Origin of the sequence: Vogesella sp. XCS3 (assembly GCF_020616155.1) — a bacterium.
GTDB lineage: Bacteria > Pseudomonadota > Gammaproteobacteria > Burkholderiales > Chromobacteriaceae > Vogesella.
Map to the genome: position 1 here is coordinate 1,103,721 of NZ_CP085530.1, position 18,873 is coordinate 1,122,593.

Sequence of the window (18,873 nt, forward strand, 5' to 3'; positions counted from 1 at the left end):
CGCGCTCCGGCTAGATGTTGTCATGCGACAGCCATTTGCCCTCGGGCGCGCCGCGGTAGTGGTTCATGGCGTCCAGCAGGTCGGGCAGATTATCTGCCACCACAAACAGCGCCAGGTGGCTTTCGCGCACAAAGCCTTCGTTAACGCCATGTTTCACCATGGCCAGCAGCGGGTCGAAGAAGCCATCCACATTCAAGAGACCAATGGGCTTGCTGTGTACCGACAACTGGGCCCAGGTCAGCATTTCAAACAGCTCGTCGTAGGTGCCGAAGCCACCTGGCAAAGCGATAAAGCCGCCAGACAGGTCTTCCATCAGCGCCTTGCGCTCGTGCATGGTTTGCGTGACATGCAGCTCGGACAGGCCGTGGTGCGCTACTTCTTTTTCTTTCAGAAAACCCGGGATCACGCCTACCACACGGCCGCCAGCGGCCAGCGCCGCATCGGCGGCCTCGCCCATCAGGCCGATATTGCCACCGCCGTATACCAGGGTAATGGCGCGGGCGGCCAAGGTACGGCCCAGCTCTTGCGCCGCGTGGGTATAGGCCAGGCGGATGCCACTATTGGAGCCGCAAAACAGACAAACGGATTGGATACTCATGGCTTGCTTTCTATCGGGCCACCAGGCGGCAGCCCAGTCATTACAGTACGGCTTGCGGGTAGGCACCCAGCACTTTGACAAACGACGTGCGCTCGCCCAGGCCTTTCAGTGCCTGCGCGATATTGTCGCTGCTGTGGTGGCCTTCCATATCGATAAAGAACACATAGTCCCATAGCCCGGCACGCGACGGGCGCGACTCGAACTTGGTCATGGAGACACCGTTGGCCGCAAGCGGCTCCAGCAGCGAGTGCACCGCGCCCGGGCGGTTTGGCGCCGACACGATAATGGAGGTTTTGTCTTGTGCAGTCTGGCCGACTTCCTGATGGCCCAGCACCAGGAAGCGCGTGGTGTTATTGGGCTCGTCTTCGATATTCTCGGCCAGCTTGGCCAGGCTGTAACGCTCGGCAGCGGCCTGGCCGGCGATAGCGGCGCAGTCGGCGTCTTCTGCGGCCAACCTGGCCGCTTCGGCATTACTGGCCACCGAAATGCGCTCTACATGCGCCGGCAGGTTTTTGTTCAGCCATTCGTGGCACTGCGCCAGCGCCTGGGCGTGGGCGTATACGCGACGGATGCCGTCCATGGCAGGAGTTTTGCGCAGCAGGTGGTGGTGGATGCGCAGCACCACTTCACCACAAATTTTCAGCGGGGTGCTTACCATCAAGTCCAGCGTGCGGCCCACGGCGCCTTCGGTGGAGTTTTCTACCGGCGCCACCACGTAGTCCAGTTGGCGCGACTCTACCAGGCGGAAGGCCTCGTCGATGGACGCACAGGCCACCGTGCGGGCGGCATGGCCGAAATGTTTGAGCGTAGCGAGCTGGGTAAAGCTGCCCTCCGGCCCCAGGTAGGCAATGGACAATGGCTTTTCCAGTGCCAGGCATTCCGACATGATTTCGCGGAACAGGCGCGCTACCGACTCGCCCGGCAGCGGGCCGGGGTTCAGCGTCTTGATGCGGCGCAGCACCTGTGCTTCGCGCTCGGGGCGGTAGATAATGCCGCCACCCTTGATTTCGCCGATGTCACGCGCGTGCTGCGCGCGCTGGTTGAGAAGATGCAGGATATCGACGTCAATCTGGTCGATAGCGTCACGATGGAGCTTGAGGAGGTCTTCAGACACGATTCAGAGGTCTTTCAGGATGACAAATTGGCCTTTTCCGATAGGATAAGTTTCCGCGAGATAGCCATGCGTCGCAAGCACTGCCGCAATAAAATCCGCGCACTCTTCAGCATGCGACAAGGCATTATCCATCACCACTAGACCGCCTGGCGCCAGAATGCGGGTAATTTCCGGCCAATAACCCTGATATCTTGCGCGATCGGCGTCCAGAAACAGCAAATCTACCGACTCGTCGTTAGCATCGGCCAGCAGGGAAAACGCATCGCCAGTACGCAAGCTCACCACATCGTGCAGGCCAAAAGCATCCAGCGTGGCACGCGCCAGCGCGGTTTTGTGCGCAGAGCTATCCACGGTGAGCACCCTGCCCTTGTGGGCTTTTGCAGCCAACCCCAGCCACACGGTAGAAAACCCGTTGCTGGTGCCGATTTCCAGTACGGTGCGCGCACGACGGCTGCGCGATAGCTGATAGAGGAATTTGCCGGTATCCGGCGTGATATTCAGGCGCTTTTCGCGCCGCTCGCTATGGCTGGCGTCAAAGTGCTCGCCCTCCTGCCATAGCTGCTGCAAACGCTGCAGTATCGATGGTGTCAGCATGGCCCACCCCTTTCATTAAGCATACCGGCCTAGTGTAAGGGTAAAGCCACCGCAGTGCAGCGCCATCAGAAACAGCTGGCGATGGTATTGCCCAGGCCCACGATGAAACCGGGCCGGCCATAGGCCCACAAGCCCAGCGACAGCAACGCAAGCAGGCCTGCGGCCAACAGCAGTTTCATGCCTGCGCCCCGGCCGCGGCAACCGGCACCTCTTTTACCGGCAGGTTGGCCGCAGCGGCCATCAACCCCAGCGCAATAGCCATGCCCCACACAATGTCGTAGCTGCCGGTACGGTCGTAAATCAGCCCACCCAGCCACACGCCCAGAAAGCTGCCCACCTGGTGCGAGAAAAACACCGCACCCGACAGCATGCCCAGGTTGCGCACGCCAAACAGGCTGACAATCACGCCATTGGTCAGCGGCACGGTAGACAGCCACAAGAAGCCGATGGCCGCCGCAAACAGCCCCACCGACACACTGGACAAAGGCGCCAGCAGAAAGGCCACAATCACCACGCTACGGGCAAAATAGATACCCGCCAGCAAATACGGTTTGGGGTAACGCCCGCCCAGCTTGCCCGCGGTATAGGTACCACCGATATTGAATAGCCCGATCAATGCCAGCGCCATGCTGGCCACGCCGCCAGCCAGGCCGTGGTCGCGCAGATAGGCTGGTAAGTGCACGCCGATAAACACCACCTGGAAACCACAAACGAAATAGCCAGCCATCAGCAAACGGAACGAGCGCTGCTGCCAGGCCTGGGCAAACGACGCCACCATGCCCTGCCAGATGCTGCCGGTAGCCGCCGGTACCGGCGGGGCATTGCGGTAGGCCCGCGCCATGGGGGCAGCCAAGGGCAAAAGCGCCGCCGCCATGCCGGCCAGAATGAGCAATGCCGGCACCCAGCCCAGGCTATCGATCAGGCCGCGCTCGATGGGCACCATCATGAACTGGCCAAACGAGCCCGCCGCCGCCGTAATGCCCATGGCGCTGGAACGCAGCGCGTCCGGTACCGCGCGCACAATAACACAGAACACCACGCTATAGGTGGTACAGGATAGCGCCAGCCCCAGCAGCAAGCCGGCCGAGCCGGACAGCAGCCAGCCGGTGCTGGACACTGTCATCAGCACCAGACCCAGCACGTATAGCAAACCACCGGCCAGCAATACCTTGCCCGGCCCGTGCCGGTCGGCAAAAGCACCGGCAAATGGCTGGGTGGCACCCCACACCAGGTTTTGCAGACCCAGTGCCAGCGCGAAGGTTTCGCGCGTCCAGCCAAACGCTTGCGTCATCGGCGGCAGGAAAAAACCGAAACCGTGGCGCACGCCCATGCTGATAGACACAATCGCCCCCGCAGCCAGCAACAACAGGGTAAGTGGGGACAAGGTACGCATGGGCTTTCTCCGCAAAGGTAGCTTGCATCATGCGGCAAAGTGCCGCAGCAAAGCCAGCCGCCTGGCCTAAACAGTCTTGTCTGCCAGGCGAACAACGGCAGCCATGGCAAACAAAAACCCCTTCCGCTCAGGAAGGGGCTTGGATTTTGCAGGCCGCACAGGCATGCGGCCAACCTTTGGCGCTATCAGCCGTGCTGGCGGGCAAAATCCAGCATGAAGTGCACCAGCGCTTTCACGCCTTCGATCGGCATGGCGTTGTAGATGGATGCGCGCATACCGCCTACCGAACGGTGGCCCTTGAGCTGCACCAGGCCGTTTTTCTTGGCTTCGGACAGGAACAGGTCTTCCAGCGCTTCGTCTTTCAGGCGGAATACCACGTTCATCTTGGAGCGGTACGGCGCGTCGATATGGCTGTAGTAGAAGCCGTTGCTGCTGTCGATAGCGTGGTACAGCAGGCCGGCTTTCTCTTCGTTACGCGCCGCCATGCCCTTGATGCCACCCTGGGTTTTCAGCCATTTGAACACCAGACCCGCGATATAGATCGGGTAAGTGGCCGGCGTGTTGTACATGGAGTCGGCGTCGGCGTGCACCTGGTAGTTCAGCATGGTGGGCGTTTGCGGCTGGGCGCGGCCCAGCAGGTCTTCGCGCACGATCACCACAGTCAGGCCGGACGGGCCGATGTTCTTCTGCGCGCCGGCGTAGATCAGGCCGAACTTCGACACGTCGATCTCGCGCGACAGGAAGTCGGACGACATATCGCACACCAGCGGTACGCTGCCGGTATCGGGGATGGCGCTGTACTGCAGGCCGCCGATGGTTTCGTTGGAGGTGTAATGGAAGTACGCGGCGTCGGCGCGGCACTGCCAGGTATCAACCGCCGGCACGGTGGCGTAGTGACGGTCGGCACTGCTGGCCACCACGTTAACGCTGGTATAGCGCTTGGCCTCTTTCACCGCCAGACGCGACCAGTGGCCAGTATCCAGCACGTCGATCACGCCGTCGGCCGGCGCCAGGTTCAATGGCACCATGGAAAACTGCTGCGACGCACCGCCTTGCATGAACAACACCTTGTAGCCGGCGGGAATCTGCATCAGCTCGCGCAGGTCTTGTTCGGCGTCGTGGATGATTTCCATGAACTCTTTGCCGCGGTGGCTCATTTCCATCACCGACATGCCGGAGCCGTGCCAGTCCAGCAACTCGGCTTGTGCCGTGGCCAGTACTTCGTGGGGCAGCACTGCGGGGCCAGCAGAAAAGTTGTACACCTTTGCCATGTCAGACCTCTGTCTCTTTGTCTCTGATAATGAAAAAGCCACGCGCGTAGCGTGGCTTGAGTGTCTAGCTACCGGTGCTGAGCAGAAAATGTGCCCGCGCCACCGCTACCGGTTTTTTGCGGTCTTCCTGCCAAGCCTCGATCAGCACGTGCGCTACGCGCTTGCCCTGCTTGGTGATTTCGCACTGCGCGTACAGCGTCTGGGCCTTGCCCGAGCGCAGGTAATCCAGCGAGAAATCAACGATCTTCGGCGCTTCCAGCGATTCGCGATTCCACATCAGGTGCAGTAGCGCGGCGTTTTCCAGAAAGCCGCCAATCAGGCCGCCATGCAGTGCCGGCAAGGTAGTATTGCCAACATTGCGCTCGTAAAACGGCAGCGAAAACAGCAGCTCGCCCGCAGCGTCCTCGCCGCACTCCACACCCATCAGGCGGGCGTAAGGCACGGCAGCAATCACCTCGGCAAAACGCTTTTCGTCACGCAAACGGTCGAAGGTTTCCATGAAATCGCTCATGGTTTGTCCTCCACCTGCAGCATGGGTTTGGGGTTGGAGCCGCGCATGAAGGTGGCCACACCATGGGCAATCGGGTCATCCGGTGAATCGTGATAGCACACGGCACGGGTAAACGCGATCTGGCTGGCCATGCGGTAGCACTCCGCGGTGCAGTAGATGGCCTTGCCAGGGGTGGCCGCTTTCAGGTAATCGATACGCAGATCCAGCGTGGCGATGGTCTCGTAGTCCTGCATATTGGCCGCCACCGATACCGCGCTGGTGGTGTCAACAATGGAGGTAATCACCCCGCCGTGCACCACGCCGGTGGCCGGGTTGCCCACCAGGTCTTCCCGCCACGCCACCCGCAGTGTTGGCTTGCGGCCAACAGTACCCAGATATTCAAAGCCCAGGGTGCGGCAATGCGGCAAGCTGACAAACAGCTCGCCCATTGCCTTCAGCACTTCGGGGTTGGCCGCATCGGCATGACTCATTCAGCCGCGCCCTCGCCCGCCTCGGCTGCCGGTGCTGCTGTGTCGTCTGCAGCCAGCTCGGCATCTGCGTCAGCCTCGCTGCTGTCTTCGCTCTCGGCCACTTTTACCAGGCACACCAGTTTTTCACCGTCGTCCAGGTTGATCAGGCGCACGCCCTGTGCCGAACGGCCGGTTTCGCGAATCTGGTCTACCTTGGTACGGATCAGCACACCACCGGTGGTAATCAGCATCACATCGTCGCTGTCTTCCACCAGGCTGGCCGACACCAGCCCCAGGCCGGTTTTATCGGTGAGGTCCATGGCGATCACGCCCTGGGTGCCACGGCTGGTCTGGCGGAATTCGCCCACGCGGGTACGCTTGCCGTAGCCGCCATCGCTGGCGGTGAGCACCTGCTGCTCGTCGCTATTGGCTACCAGCAGCGAGATGACCTGCTGGCCTTCTGCCAGCATCATGCCGCGCACACCACCGGCAGTACGGCCCATGGCGCGTACATTGGCTTCGTCAAAGCGCACAGCTTTGCCGGCGTTGCTGAACAGCATGACCTGGTCGCTACCGCTGGTCAGGGCTACGCCCACCAGGGTGTCGCCTTCGTCCAGTTTCACCGCGATGATGCCGGCGGTACGCGGGCGGCTGAACGCCTCCAGCGGAGTTTTCTTAACGGTACCGTTGCCGGTGCACATGAAGACAAACGGGCCTTCCACCTTGTCGCTTACCTCGGCGTCGTCGTCCAGCTCCGGCTCGTTACCGGTAAAGGCCTTCACCGGCAGCATGGCGCTGATTTTCTCGCCATCCTGCAGCGGCAGCACGTTGACGATAGGCTTGCCACGGCTGGTGCGGCCGCCTTGCGGCATGTTGTACACCTTGATCCAGTAGCAGCGGCCAAAGCTGGAGAAGCACAGCACGTAGTCGTGGGTGTTGGCCACGAACAGCGTGTTGATGAAATCGTCGTCCTTGGTGGCTGCCGCCTGCTTGCCACGGCCACCACGGCGCTGCGCCTGGTAGTCGCCCACTGGCTGCGCTTTCAGGTAGCCGGTATGCGACAGGGTAACCACCATTTCCTGCGGCGTGATCAGGTCTTCGATATTGATATCGCCACCGAAAGGCTCGATCTCGGAGCGGCGCTTGTCGCCGTATTGCAGGCGGATGGCAGTCAGCTCGTCGTGAATGATCTGGTTGATGCGCTCCGGGCGCGCCAGAATATCGATCAGGTCGAGGATGGTTTCCATGATCTCGCGGTACTCGCCCACGATCTTGTCTTGCTCCAGGCCGGTCAGGCGCTGCAGGCGCAGGTCCAGAATGGCCTGTGCCTGGGCTTCGGACAGGTAGTAGCCGTCTGCGTGCAGGCCCAGGTTGGCCGCCAGACCTTCCGGGCGAGCCTGGCTCTGGTCTACGCGGGCCAGCATGCCTTCCACCAGCTCGGAACGCCACGCGCGGCCCAGCAGGGCTGCCTTGGCTTGCGGCGGCGCTTCGGATGCCTTGATCAGCGCAATGATCTCGTCCACATTGGACAGTGCTACGGCTAGGCCTTCCAGGATATGGCCGCGTTCGCGTGCTTTGCGCAGCTCGAAAATGGTACGGCGCGTGACCACTTCGCGGCGGTGGCGCAGGAACTCGTCAATAATCTGCTTCAGGTTCAGCAGGCGCGGCTGGCCGTCGACCAGCGCTACCATATTGATGCCGAAGCTATCCTGCAGCTGGGTCAGCTTGTACAGGTGGTTCAATACCACCTCGGGCATTTCGCCACGCTTGAGCTCGATCACCACGCGCATGCCGGATTTATCCGATTCGTCGCGCAGGTCGGAAATGCCTTCGATCAGTTTCTCGCGTACCAGCTCGCTGATACGCTCCAGCAGGCGGGCCTTGTTCACCTGGTACGGAATCTCGTCCACGATGATGGCCTGGCGGTCGCCCTTGCCGATGTCTTCAAAGTGCACGCGGGCGCGCATGATGGCGCGGCCACGGCCGGTACGGTAGGCTTCCTTGATGCCGGCAGTACCGTAGATGATGCCGGCGGTAGGGAAGTCCGGCGCCGGGATGATGTCGATCAGCTCGTCGATGGTCATCTCGCTATTGGCCAACAGGGCCAGGCAGCCATCGATGACTTCGTTGATGTTGTGCGGCGGAATGTTGGTGGCCATACCCACGGCGATACCGGCAGCACCGTTGATCAGCAGGTTCGGGATTCGCGAAGGCAGAATCAGCGGCTCGTGCTCGGAGCCGTCGTAGTTGGGGCCAAAATCGACGGTTTCCTTGTCGATGTCAGCCAGCAGCTCGTGCGCAATACGCGCCATGCGGATTTCGGTATAACGCATCGCGGCGGCGTTATCGCCGTCCACCGAGCCGAAGTTACCCTGGCCGTCTACCAGCGGGTAGCGCAGGCTGAAATCCTGCGCCATGCGCACGATGGTGTCGTAGACGGCGCTGTCGCCGTGCGGGTGATACTTACCGATTACGTCACCCACGATACGGGCAGACTTTTTGTAGGCACGGTTCCAGTCGTTCGACAGTTCGTGCATGGCAAACAGCACGCGGCGGTGTACCGGTTTCAGGCCGTCACGCACGTCCGGCAGGGCACGGCCCACGATTACGCTCATGGCGTAATCGAGATAAGAACGACGCATCTCCTCTTCGAGGCTGATGGGAAGCGTTTCCTTGGCAAAAAGCTGGTCGGTCATGGAAATCCGTATCAGAGGCAAAAAATATCGCCCATTCTACCACAAACCCATGTCCGGCAAGCCCTGCCGGCACACCGCCGGCTTGCAAAAATAGCGCAAGCGCTTTTTGCCTTGCATTGCGCGGGCCATGCCATGCAAAAGCCCCCTGGCTTACGCAACAGGGGGCTTCATTTTCCAGGCAGATGCTTAACGCGTGCCGATGTGCAGCTTTTTCTCCAGGCGGGAAATACCCCACGCCATCAGCATGGTCAGCGCCAGGTAGATGAAGGAAATCGTGAGATAGGGCTCCCAGTAGCGCGAATACACGCCTGCCACAGTACGCGCGGCATAGGCCAGCTCGGCCAGACCGATCGCCGACACCAGCGAACTGTCTTTGAGCAGCATGATGGCCTCGTTACCCAAAGGCGGCAGCATGCGACGAAAAGCCTGCGGCACGATGACGAACTTCATGGTCTGGCCGTAGCTCAGGCCAAGCGAGCGCGCCGCCTCCATCTGGCCACGGTCGATGGACTGAATGCCGGCACGGAAAATTTCGGTGATATACGCCCCGGCATTCAGCGTCAGCGCCAGCAGGCCGGACAGAAAGGCGCCGTAGTTCTGACGCAGGTCACGCGCCAGCTCGCCATCGATCAACACGCCATCCACCGGGTGGATCAGCATGGGCATCAAGGCAAAATGCACCAGCAGAATCTGCACAAACAGCGGCGTGCCACGGAAAAACGCGACGTAGGCCGCAGAAGGCCAGCGCACGCCAAATTTCAGCACATACTTGGCCGCGCCATGCTTGGCCTCGGCCAGACGCGCCATCCCCATAAACAGACCAATCAGCGTACCCAACACCACAGCAACAAGGGTAATACCTACGGTCATCTTCGCACCCTCGACAAACAAAGGTGCGTAATCGGCAATCATGCCCCAACGGAAATCCATGCTCTGCTCCCGGCTTTATAAAAAGAAAACGGCGGATCTGCCTGCAGACCCGCCGCTGCCCGTTTTGTTATTTGGCGCCGAAGTATTTATTGAAAATCTGGTCGTACGTACCGTCAGCCTTGATGGCTTTCAGGCCGGCATTCACCTTGCCCAGCAGCTCGGCATTGCCTTTTTTCACAGCAAACCCGTAGTACTCCGGGGCAAAGCTCTTGGTATCTTCTACCGTGGCCATACCATGCTGCGGGTTGTTTTTAACGTAGTTGATCACCACGCCGTTATCACCCACGGCCGCATCCACCCCGCCGGTTTCCAGCTCCTTCAGCGCTAGCGGCATGTTTTCAAAGCGCTTGATATTCGGGTTGGTCTTGCCCAGCAGTTTTTGCACCACTTCATCACCGGTGGTACCGGTCTGCACGGCGACTTTCTTGTTCTTCAGGTCCTGGAAGGTTTTAACATCCGAAACACCTTTGGCCACTGCAATCAGTTGGCGCGCCTCAAAGTACGGATCGGAAAAATCCATGCTCTGCTTGCGCTCGTCGGTAATGGTAATAGCCGACGACAGGATGTCGCGATCGCCCTGGTCTACCGTGGCGAACATCCCCTCCCATGGGGTATTGATGAACTTCACCTTGAAACCGCCCTTGGCTGCCGCGGCACTTAGCACCTCGACATCAAAGCCGACGATCTCGCCCTTGTCAGTCTGGAACTCAAACGGCGCATAGCTGGCATCCGTGCCTACTACGTACTCTTTGACATCCCCCCCGGTAGCCGACGCCTCTGCCATCGGCGCAGAAGCCCCCGCTGCTTCCGGTGCCTTCTGGCCACAACCAGTCAAGGCAAAAGCAGACAACAGCATACCCGCCAGCAATGTTCTTCTCGTTTGTTTCATCCCTAATCTCCTTGATTTCCTGCGCTGAACCCATTTCCTTTTGGGATTGGGCTGCGTGCTAATATAGCAACCCCATACTGGCGCTACAATGCGAAAAACCCCCGGGCCAACTGAACAGAATCATTCAAATGCAATTAACCCGCACCATTGCTTCCATCCTCATCGCTGCCGTGGCATTTTCTGCCACCCCAAGCTTCGCAGAGGGTGAAGACGCCCCGCTTCCGGGCGATTTCCAGCCGGCACCACTACCCAAGCCCCCCAAGGCCAAGCCACTGAACCTGCCACCTGTCAGCCCGACACCAAGCGCCGAGAAAGACAATACGCCCCGCCAAAGCCAAGCTACCCGCAGCAAACCGGCAAGCAAAGCCGCTGCCGGCAGCAGGAAAGTCAGCAAAAACAAGCCACAAGCCAGAAAACCCAGCCGGCAAGCACGCAAGGCCGCACCATCGGCTCGTGTACAAAAATCCGGCAACAAGCGCCCACAAGCCGGCAAAGTGGTGACAAAGCGCCAGAAAACCACGCCACGCAAGGCAAGCAAAGCGCGGCAAAGCGTACGTAGCAAAAAAGCAACGCTACTGAAACCGAAAACCGTGCGCGAGGCAAAACGGCAAAAAACCCGCCAGCGCACCAGCGTGCAAAAAGCGAACAGCCGCAAGGCCCTGGCCAGCAAAAAAGCGGTAAAACACGGCAAGGCCGCAAAAAATACCAAGCAGCATCTTGCCAAGCATAAAAAGTGACGGCATAATTCGCCTTCTTCGCCGGTGTAGCTCAGTTGGTAGAGCAGCTGACTTGTAATCAGAAGGTCGAGGGTTCGACTCCTTTCTCCGGCACCAGATAAAACAAAAGCCCCGCACATCAGTGCGGGGCTTTTGTCATTACGGCTGCCCGTTCGCAGCAAAACGCCCCGCCAAAGCGGGGCGTTGCCACATGCGGCCAAGCTTGCGACTCAGGCTTCCAGCGCCTCGCCCTCTTGCTGCAAGCGCCACATTTCTGCGTAACGCCCGCCCTGCGCCAGCAGCTCGCGGTGCGTACCGCGCTCGATAATATGGCCACCATCCATCACCAGAATGCAATCCGCCTCGGCGATGGTCGATAGCCGGTGCGCAATGATCAGCGTGGTACGGTTGGCCGCAATACTGAGCAGCTCGGCCTGGATGGCCTTCTCGGTACGCGAATCCAGTGCACTGGTCGCCTCGTCAAAAATCAGCACCGGCGGGTTTTTCAGGATGGTGCGGGCAATGGCCACACGCTGCTTTTCGCCGCCAGACAGCTTGAGGCCGCGCTCGCCCACGGTGGTGTCGTAGCCATCCGGCAGGCCCATCACAAAGTCGTGGATATGCGCCGAACGGGCAGCCTCGATCACCTCTTCCCGCGTGGCATCGGGCCGGCCATAAGCAATGTTGTAGTAGATGCTGTCGTTAAACAGCACCGTGTCTTGCGGCACGATGCCGATATGCGCACGCAGGCTATCCTGGCTGAGCTCGCGAATATCGCTACCGTTAAAGCAGATCGCCCCGCTGCTGACATCGTAAAAACGGAACAGCAGGCGCGACAGCGTGGATTTGCCCGCACCGCTCGCTCCCACCACCGCCACGGTATGGCCGGCAGGAATATCAAAGCTGACGTCGTGCAAAATGGTGCGTTTGGCATCGTAGCCAAAGCCGACGCCATCAAAACGGATCGCCACATCGCGGCTAGCCAAGGGCTGAGCCGTCGGGCGGTCTGCCACCTCGGCACCCACATTCAGCAGTGTGAACATGCGCTCCATGTCGGCCAGCGAATGGCGGATTTCGCGGTAAACAAAGCCCAGAAAATGCAGCGGCGCCCACAGCTGGGTAATAAAGGTGGCCACCAGCACCACATCCCCCACCGTCATTTCGCCCTGGTTAACCCCGCGTGCGGCCAACCACATGATCAGCGTCACACCGGTGGCAATGATCACGCCCTGCCCCGCGTTCAGGAACGATAGCGACACCTGGTTCTTGATGGCGGACTGCTCCCACGACGCCAGGTTGCCGTCGTAGCGGCGGGTTTCGTAGCCCTCGTTGCCAAAGTACTTGACCGTTTCGTAGTTGATCAGCGCATCGATGGCCTTGCTGTTGGCCTTGGAATCCAGATCATTCATGCTGCGGCGAAATACCGTGCGCCACTCGGTAATCACCAGGGTAAACACGATATAAATGGCAATGGTGGCAAAGGTCACCACGGCAAACCAGGCGTTATAGCGATGCAGCAAAATGCCGATCACCAGGCCGATTTCCACCAGCGTGGGCAAAATGTTGAACACGGTAAAGTTCAGCAAAAAACCAATGCCCTTGGTACCGCGCTCGATATCGCGGCTCATGCCGCCCGTCTGGCGCTCCAGGTGAAAACGCAGGCTCAGGCGGAACAGGTGCGAAAACACCTCGCGCGCCACCGTGCGCACCGCCCCCTGCACCACGCGGGCAAAAATGGCATCGCGCAGCTCGCCCAGCACGCTGGACAGCAAGCGCGCCAGGCCATAGCCGGCCAGCGCCAGCAGCGGCACCACCGCCATGGTGGCCGGCAACGACAGCTGGTCCACGATATCTTTCAGGTACAGCGGCGTGGCAACACCCGCTACCTTGGCCGCAATCAGGCAAGCCAGCGCCAGCAGCACGCGCAGCTTGAAGCGCCACAGGTAGGGCAGCAGGGTCTTCAGGGTTTTCAGGTCGTTACGGTCGGTAGGCGGCGGGGTATTGCCGTGGGCAAAATGACGCATGCAGGCTTTCGGTGAGGGCTGTGCCGCTTAATGCAGCACGCGCGGGGCGATCAGGTGAAATTCGGGAATCTCGGCGTCAAAGGCGTGGCCATCGTCAGCTTCCATCTGGTAGCTGCCGCGCATGGTGCCGTACGGGGTGGTCAGTGCCGAACCACTGGTATAGGTGTAGCTTTCGCCCGGCTGCAGGTGCGGGTGCTCGCCCACTACCCCCATACCACGCACCTCCTGTACCTTGCCATTGGCGTCGGTAATCACCCAGTGGCGTGACAGCAACCTGGCTGGCTGCTCGCCCGTGTTCTTGAGGGTAATGCGGTAAGCAAAGGCATAGCGGTCAGACTCCACGCTGGAATGCTGCGCCTGGTACATAACCTCGGCCGATACGGTGATATGGTATTTCTGGCTCACGATAAGTCCTTTGATGCGGGCGGCCAACTGCTGGCCACCATGGCGCGAAACGAGAGCTAATTGTACGACACGCATCGCACCAGCGGGGGCGATCGCTTACAATGGCGCCCATTTCCAGCCCTGCCCACGATACCGCCATGAGCCAATTCCGTATTGCACCGTCCATCCTGTCTGCCGACTTTGCCCGCCTGGGCGAGGAAGTGCGCAATGTCATCGCCGCTGGTGCCGACATCATTCACTTCGACGTGATGGACAACCACTACGTACCCAACCTCACCATGGGCCCGATGTTCTGCGAAGCCATCCGCCCGCACAGCAGCGCCCCGATCGACGTGCACCTGATGGTAAAACCGGTAGACGCGCTGGCCGCCGCTTTTGCCAAAGCAGGGGCCGACATCATTACCTTCCACCCGGAAGGCTCCGAGCACATCGACCGTACGCTGGGCCTGATCAAGGAAGCCGGCTGTAAAGCCGGCCTGGTATTTAACCCTGCCACCCCGCTGAGCTACCTGGACCACGTGATGGACAAGATCGACATGGTGTTGATCATGTCAGTGAACCCCGGTTTTGGCGGCCAGAAGTTCATCCCGCACGCGCTGGAAAAAGTGCGCGCCGCGCGCCAGCGCATTGACGAATACACCGCCAAGCACGGCGGCGAGATCTGGCTGGAAGTGGACGGCGGCGTAAAAGTGGACAATATCGCCCAGATCGCCGCCGCCGGTGCCGACACCTTCGTGGCTGGCAGCGCCATCTACAACACGCCAGACTACAAAGCCACCATCGACGCCATGCGCGCCGAGCTGGCCAAGGTTGGCCGCGCGTGAACGGCTACATCGTCACCGGCGCCTCGCGCGGGCTGGGCGCTGCACTGGTGGCACAGCTGCTGGCAAACGGCGGCCGCGTAGTGGCCATTGCCCGTGACTGCAGCGCGCTGCCGGCGCACCCGCAGCTGGCCACCATCGACGCCGACCTGGCCGACAGCCACCTGCTGCCACTGCTGGCCGAGCGCGCGCTGGCGCAGCTGGGCAGCTGCAGCAGCCTGACGCTGATCAACAATGCCGGCACCGTGCAGCCTATCGCCAGCGTCGGCAGCTTTGCCGACGGCGTGGCCGAGCAGGCGCTGGCGCTGAACCTCACCGCCCCCATCGTACTGTGCAATGCCTTTGTGGCGCACAGTACCGGTTTTTCCGGGGTGCGCCGCGTGCTGAACATCTCGTCGGGCGCTGCGGCCAACCCCTACCCTGGCTGGGCGGTGTACTGCGCCAGCAAGGCCGGGCTGGACCACTTCACCCGCACCCTGGCACTAGAGCAGCAGGCTGCGGCCAACCCGGTGTTAGCGGTGTCGCTGTACCCCGGCGTAGTGGATACCGGCATGCAGGGCGAGATCCGCGCCGCCGACCCGGCGCACTTCCCCAACCTGCCGCGTTTTACCGCGCTAAAGGCCGAAGGGCAGCTGACCCAGCCTGCCGACTGCGCCGCCGCCATCTGCCGCCACCTGCATGGCAGCAGCTTCGGCCAGCAGGCTGTTGCGGATATCCGGCTACTATAAGCAGCTTGCACGCGCACAAAAAAAGCCGCTCATCGAGCGGCTTTTTCGCACCTGTAGCGGCTTAGTTCGGCTTTTTAGCCTTTGGTTTGCGTGGCTTGGCTTTTGTCTTGGCTTTAGGCGCCAGTGGCGCAGCTTCAGCTGGCGCGGCTGCCTCTGCAGCATCTACTTCTGGCTCGGCAGATTCGACAGACTCTTCATCCTCACCTTTGCCAGTAACACGGGAAAACCACGACGGCGCCTTGAGCTCGTCCAGCGTCAGCACGTTGGCCGCAGTCGGCAGCACGGTAAATACAGGCTGGCCGTGGTTGCGCATGGCCATCTGCGTACGCAGGGTTACGCTGAAACCCTTGAGCTTGGGCGCGCGCAAGGTACGCTGCTCTTCCATGGCCAGCAGCTTGGCACGGCTATCGACCAGCAGCTCGGTCTGGCTTTCGGAAGCCATTTCACCTTGTGTCTTGGCGACCTCTTCGGCCAGCTTGTCGGCAAATGCCTGTACTTCTTTGCTGGCGCTGTAGCGCTTCACACGGGCGGCCACTTCTTGCAGCATGACGCGGCCCAGCTGCGCTTCGGCGGCCGGGTCCAGCGTGAGGCGGATACGGTAGCTGGCGCCTTTCTGGCGGTCGCTATCGCTTAGCGGCTGGAAGGTGAAGGCTTTCTTGTCTACCGCCGAGTAAGCCGCACCGATAATCAGCGGCAGGTCGCGCATCACGGCATCCACCGGGATATCCGCCACCTTGTCTTGCGGCGCGTTGAGTTTCAGCAGCTTGCCGTGCAGCTGCGGCAGGGCCAGGTCCAGCGCCGAGGCATCTACCCAGGCGGTCAGGGTATTGAGCTGGAACAACATGGGGACACGCACCCAGCTTTCCACATTGGGCCGCGCAAAGCGGAAGGTTGGCACCAGCTCGATGCGGCTGGCTGGCATGTCTACCGCACCGCGCATATCGAAGCTGAACGAACGCGCCACGTCCTTCACCAGATCCGGGTTAGCCAGGCTACCGAGCTCTGCCGGAATATCCAGGTCGCTGATGCGCAGGCTGCCGTCAAAGTTATAACGGGCATCCAGGCTGCTTTGCTGCAGCGTGTAGATAGCCGCGTCGTCTGCGGTCTTGTTGGCCAGCGGGGACGTGGCACAGCCGGCCAGCGCCAGGCTAGCCGCCAGCGGCAGGGCGATTCGGGTAATAACAGGCATGACACTCTCCCGGGCAGCCAGCGCCGCCCTTGCTGCAGCCGCGCACGCCAAGCCGCGCGACTCATGACAAAAGAAAGTGCGCATCATAAAGAAGCCACCGCGCGGGCACAAGGCGCAATGGCAGCCATCCTGTACAATGCCGGCTGTTCCTATTGCCACTGCTGCACTGCCATGAACCTGAAACACATCAAAGCCATTGCCTTCGACCTGGACGGCACCCTGGTGGACTCCATCGCCGACCTGGCCGCCAGCGCCAACGCCATGCGCCAGGCGCTGGGCCTGCCACCGCTGGACGCCGAGCGCATCAAAACCCACGTGGGCGACGGCGTCGCCAGCCTGGTGCACCGCGCCATCACCGACGACAAAGACGGCCAGGCCGACGAAGCCTTGTGGGCACAGGGTTTTACGCAATTTATCCAGCACTACCGCGCCAACCTTACCACCCACACCCGCATGTACCCCGGCGTGGCCGAAAGCCTGAACCTGCTGCGCAGCCTGGAGTTGCCGCTGGTAGTGATTACCAACAAATCGCACCGCCTGGCCGCGCCGCTGCTGGCCGAGCTGGGCATCGACAGCGCCTTCAGCATGATTCTGGGTGGCGACAGCCTGCCGGAGAAAAAGCCGTCGGCGCTGCCGCTGCTGCACGCTGCTGCCGTGCTGAACGTCAAACCGCAGGAAATGATCATGGTGGGCGACTCGGAAAACGACATCCTGTGCGCCAACAAGGCCGGCGCGCTGGCCGTGGCCGTCAGCTATGGTTACCGCGATGCGGCCACGCTGGGTGCCGACCTGGTGGTAGACAGCCTGGTCGACCTGTTTGCCCTGCTGAAAAAATCGGCCGACCCGCACGCCAACGTGCGCATGTAATGCTGCAGCGCCGCGCCGCCTGTACGGCGGCCGGCTTTTGCGACACAATAGCCCTGCATACCCAACCAACAGACAGCCTGCTTACATCATGAAATTCCTGCCCAATCGTGCCAGCTGGCGATGGCAATGCTAGCCCTACCCTCGCCGCCCTCCTCAAGACCGCACTGACACCATTGGACACTAGCATGACACCGCAAGCCTTCAACGAGCTGGCCCAGGCCGGCTACAACCGCATCCCCGTTACCCTCGAACTGTTCGCCGACCTGGACACCCCGCTATCGGTGTACCTGAAGCTGGCCAACCAGCCCTACTCCTACCTGCTGGAATCGGTGGTAGGTGGCGAGCGCTCCGGCCGCTACTCGTTTATCGGCCTGCCGGCCACCACCCGCATCCGCGTGCAAGGCCACAGCGTGCAGGTGGAGTACGGCGACAAAGTCATCGAACGCTACGAGGGCAACCCGCTGACCTTTATCGAAGAGTTCAGCCAGCGCTTCAACACCCCGCCTATCGACGGCCTGCCGCGTTTCACCGGCGGCCTGGTGGGCTACTTTGGCTACGATACCGTGCGCTATGTCGAGCGCCGCCTAGCCGACATGCAAAAGCCCGACCCGGTGGGTACGCCGGACATCCTGCTGATGCTGTCCGAAGAGCTGGCGGTGGTAGACAACCTGTCCGGCAAACTGTACCTGGTGGTCTACGCCGACCCGGCTGTACCCAACGCCTTGCCCAAGGCCAACGCCCGCCTGGCGCAGCTGCGCGCCCGCCTGCGCGACAACGTGGCCATCCCGCTGTCGCTGCCGTCCACCGCCACCACCGCACAAAGCGAATACGGCGAAGAGGCGTTCAAGCGCGACGTGGCCAACGCCAAAAACTACATACTGGACGGCGACATCATGCAAGTGGTGCTGGCCCAGCGCATGAGCATGCCGTTTACCGACTCGCCGCTATCGCTGTACCGCGCGCTGCGCAGCCTGAACCCGTCGCCCTATATGTTCTTCTACCACTTTGACGACTTCCACGTGGTAGGCGCCTCGCCGGAAATCCTGGTGCGCCGCGAAAACGATACCGTCACCGTGCGCCCCATCGCCGGCACCCGCCCGCGCGGCAAGACCCGTGACGAGGATCAGGCGCTGGCGGAAGACCTGCTGGCCGACCCGAAAGAAATCGCGGAACACGTGATGCTGATGGACCTGGGCCGCAACGACGTTGGCCGCGTAGCCGACACCGGCAGCGTGAAGATTACCGACAATATGGTGATCGAGCGCTACTCGCACGTGATGCACATCGTGTCCAGCGTGGAAGGCACGGTAAAGCCGGATGTCTCCAATATCGACATCCTGAAAGCCACCTTCCCGGCCGGCACCCTGTCCGGCGCGCCCAAAGTACGCGCCATGGAAATCATCGACGAGTTCGAGCCCACCAAGCGCGGCGTGTACGGTGGCGCCGTCGGCTACCTGGGCTTTACCGGCGACATGGACCTGGCCATTGCCATCCGTACCGCCGTGATCAAGAACGAGGTGCTATACGTACAGTCCGGCGCCGGCGTGGTAGCCGACTCGGTACCGCAGTCGGAATGGGAAGAAACCCAGAACAAGGCCCGCGCCGTGGTGCGCGCCGCCCAGCTGGTGCAAAGCGGCCTGGACGCCTGAGTACCCCGCGCTGCGGCCAACCCTGCCAC

Annotated in this window: 18 protein-coding genes and 1 tRNA gene; 5 read left to right on the forward strand and 14 right to left on the reverse strand. The window is 61.2% G+C overall.

Features of this window, described 5'->3' with window-relative positions; genetic code table 11:
* Positions 1–10 precede the first annotated feature (10 nt).
* From LCH97_RS05225 to LCH97_RS05275, 11 genes are all read right to left on the reverse strand, one after another.
* A complete protein-coding gene (locus LCH97_RS05225) occupies positions 11–598 on the reverse strand; it encodes a TIGR00730 family Rossman fold protein (RefSeq protein ID WP_227303808.1) in 588 nt (195 codons plus the stop codon).
* Between the two features lie 40 nt (positions 599–638).
* On the reverse strand, positions 639–1,712 hold the full coding sequence (gene pheA / locus LCH97_RS05230; protein ID WP_227303810.1) for a prephenate dehydratase: 1,074 nt from the start codon (positions 1,710–1,712) through the stop codon (positions 639–641).
* Positions 1,713–1,715: 3 nt separating this feature from the next.
* Positions 1,716–2,306, reverse strand: coding sequence for an O-methyltransferase (locus LCH97_RS05235; protein WP_227303812.1), 591 nt, complete (start codon positions 2,304–2,306; stop codon positions 1,716–1,718).
* 175 nt (positions 2,307–2,481) lie between these two features.
* A complete protein-coding gene (locus LCH97_RS05240; RefSeq protein ID WP_227303814.1) occupies positions 2,482–3,699 on the reverse strand; it encodes an MFS transporter in 1,218 nt (405 codons plus the stop codon).
* Between the two features lie 185 nt (positions 3,700–3,884).
* A complete protein-coding gene (gene serC / locus LCH97_RS05245; protein WP_227303816.1) occupies positions 3,885–4,970 on the reverse strand; it encodes a 3-phosphoserine/phosphohydroxythreonine transaminase in 1,086 nt (361 codons plus the stop codon).
* A gap of 64 nt (positions 4,971–5,034) precedes the next feature.
* Positions 5,035–5,481: a PaaI family thioesterase gene (locus LCH97_RS05250; RefSeq protein ID WP_227303817.1), complete on the reverse strand. Its 447-nt coding sequence runs from the start codon at positions 5,479–5,481 to the stop codon at positions 5,035–5,037.
* A complete protein-coding gene (locus tag LCH97_RS05255) occupies positions 5,478–5,951 on the reverse strand; it encodes a PaaI family thioesterase (protein ID WP_227303819.1) in 474 nt (157 codons plus the stop codon). The genes LCH97_RS05250 and LCH97_RS05255 overlap by 4 nt, the downstream gene beginning before the upstream one ends.
* Complete coding sequence (gene gyrA / locus LCH97_RS05260; protein ID WP_227303821.1) at positions 5,948–8,626, reverse strand: DNA gyrase subunit A; 2,679 nt, start codon at positions 8,624–8,626, stop codon at positions 5,948–5,950. Before gyrA ends, LCH97_RS05255 begins: the two co-directional genes overlap by 4 nt.
* 186 nt (positions 8,627–8,812) lie before the next feature.
* On the reverse strand, positions 8,813–9,556 hold the full coding sequence (locus tag LCH97_RS05265; RefSeq protein WP_147687743.1) for an amino acid ABC transporter permease: 744 nt from the start codon (positions 9,554–9,556) through the stop codon (positions 8,813–8,815).
* A gap of 67 nt (positions 9,557–9,623) precedes the next feature.
* Positions 9,624–10,445: a basic amino acid ABC transporter substrate-binding protein gene (locus tag LCH97_RS05270; protein WP_227303823.1), complete on the reverse strand. Its 822-nt coding sequence runs from the start codon at positions 10,443–10,445 to the stop codon at positions 9,624–9,626.
* 124 nt (positions 10,446–10,569) lie between these two features.
* Positions 10,570–11,154: a hypothetical protein gene (locus LCH97_RS05275; protein ID WP_227303825.1), complete on the reverse strand. Its 585-nt coding sequence runs from the start codon at positions 11,152–11,154 to the stop codon at positions 10,570–10,572.
* A 48-nt stretch (positions 11,155–11,202) separates the two neighbouring features.
* On the opposite strand from LCH97_RS05275, the gene LCH97_RS05280 reads away from it, so the two are divergent.
* Positions 11,203–11,278 (forward strand) — tRNA-Thr (locus LCH97_RS05280).
* A gap of 113 nt (positions 11,279–11,391) precedes the next feature.
* Here LCH97_RS05280 and LCH97_RS05285 read toward each other — a convergent pair.
* Positions 11,392–13,185 (reverse strand): ABC transporter ATP-binding protein/permease, encoded by a 1,794-nt coding sequence (locus LCH97_RS05285; RefSeq protein ID WP_227303827.1) that lies wholly within the window; start codon positions 13,183–13,185, stop codon positions 11,392–11,394.
* A 27-nt stretch (positions 13,186–13,212) separates the two neighbouring features.
* A complete protein-coding gene (apaG, locus tag LCH97_RS05290) occupies positions 13,213–13,593 on the reverse strand; it encodes a Co2+/Mg2+ efflux protein ApaG (protein WP_370630725.1) in 381 nt (126 codons plus the stop codon).
* Positions 13,594–13,727: 134 nt separating this feature from the next.
* Between apaG and rpe the strand changes: the two genes are divergently transcribed.
* Positions 13,728–14,414: a ribulose-phosphate 3-epimerase gene (gene rpe, locus LCH97_RS05295; RefSeq protein ID WP_026107845.1), complete on the forward strand. Its 687-nt coding sequence runs from the start codon at positions 13,728–13,730 to the stop codon at positions 14,412–14,414.
* A complete protein-coding gene (locus LCH97_RS05300; RefSeq protein WP_227303833.1) occupies positions 14,411–15,139 on the forward strand; it encodes an SDR family NAD(P)-dependent oxidoreductase in 729 nt (242 codons plus the stop codon). The genes rpe and LCH97_RS05300 overlap by 4 nt, the downstream gene beginning before the upstream one ends.
* Positions 15,140–15,200: 61 nt before the next feature.
* On the opposite strand, the gene LCH97_RS05305 is transcribed toward LCH97_RS05300, so the two are convergent.
* Positions 15,201–16,328 (reverse strand): hypothetical protein, encoded by a 1,128-nt coding sequence (locus LCH97_RS05305; protein ID WP_227303835.1) that lies wholly within the window; start codon positions 16,326–16,328, stop codon positions 15,201–15,203.
* A 171-nt stretch (positions 16,329–16,499) separates the two neighbouring features.
* On the opposite strand from LCH97_RS05305, the gene LCH97_RS05310 reads away from it, so the two are divergent.
* Both LCH97_RS05310 and trpE read left to right on the forward strand, forming a co-directional pair.
* The gene (locus LCH97_RS05310) at positions 16,500–17,195 is read left to right on the forward strand and encodes a phosphoglycolate phosphatase (RefSeq protein WP_227303836.1); all 696 of its coding nucleotides are present in this window, start codon (positions 16,500–16,502) and stop codon (positions 17,193–17,195) included.
* 185 nt (positions 17,196–17,380) lie between these two features.
* Positions 17,381–18,844 carry an anthranilate synthase component I gene (gene trpE / locus LCH97_RS05315; RefSeq protein WP_227303838.1) on the forward strand — a complete coding sequence of 488 codons (1,464 nt, stop codon included), beginning with the start codon at positions 17,381–17,383 and terminating at the stop codon, positions 18,842–18,844.
* The last annotated feature ends 29 nt before the right edge of the window (positions 18,845–18,873 follow it).

Coding starts and splice junctions, on each gene's coding strand:
- LCH97_RS05225 (WP_227303808.1), bottom strand. CDS start 598: ATGAGTATCCAATCCGTTTGTCTGTTTTGCGGCTCCAATAGTGGCATC.
- LCH97_RS05235 (WP_227303812.1), bottom strand. CDS start 2,306: ATGCTGACACCATCGATACTGCAGCGTTTGCAGCAGCTATGGCAGGAG.
- LCH97_RS05240 (WP_227303814.1), bottom strand. CDS start 3,699: ATGCGTACCTTGTCCCCACTTACCCTGTTGTTGCTGGCTGCGGGGGCG.
- serC (WP_227303816.1), bottom strand. CDS start 4,970: ATGGCAAAGGTGTACAACTTTTCTGCTGGCCCCGCAGTGCTGCCCCAC.
- LCH97_RS05250 (WP_227303817.1), bottom strand. CDS start 5,481: ATGAGCGATTTCATGGAAACCTTCGACCGTTTGCGTGACGAAAAGCGT.
- LCH97_RS05255 (WP_227303819.1), bottom strand. CDS start 5,951: ATGAGTCATGCCGATGCGGCCAACCCCGAAGTGCTGAAGGCAATGGGC.
- gyrA (WP_227303821.1), bottom strand. CDS start 8,626: ATGACCGACCAGCTTTTTGCCAAGGAAACGCTTCCCATCAGCCTCGAA.
- LCH97_RS05265 (WP_147687743.1), bottom strand. CDS start 9,556: ATGGATTTCCGTTGGGGCATGATTGCCGATTACGCACCTTTGTTTGTC.
- LCH97_RS05270 (WP_227303823.1), bottom strand. CDS start 10,445: ATGAAACAAACGAGAAGAACATTGCTGGCGGGTATGCTGTTGTCTGCT.
- LCH97_RS05285 (WP_227303827.1), bottom strand. CDS start 13,185: ATGCGTCATTTTGCCCACGGCAATACCCCGCCGCCTACCGACCGTAAC.
- rpe (WP_026107845.1), top strand. CDS start 13,728: ATGAGCCAATTCCGTATTGCACCGTCCATCCTGTCTGCCGACTTTGCC.
- LCH97_RS05305 (WP_227303835.1), bottom strand. CDS start 16,328: ATGCCTGTTATTACCCGAATCGCCCTGCCGCTGGCGGCTAGCCTGGCG.
- LCH97_RS05310 (WP_227303836.1), top strand. CDS start 16,500: ATGAACCTGAAACACATCAAAGCCATTGCCTTCGACCTGGACGGCACC.
- trpE (WP_227303838.1), top strand. CDS start 17,381: ATGACACCGCAAGCCTTCAACGAGCTGGCCCAGGCCGGCTACAACCGC.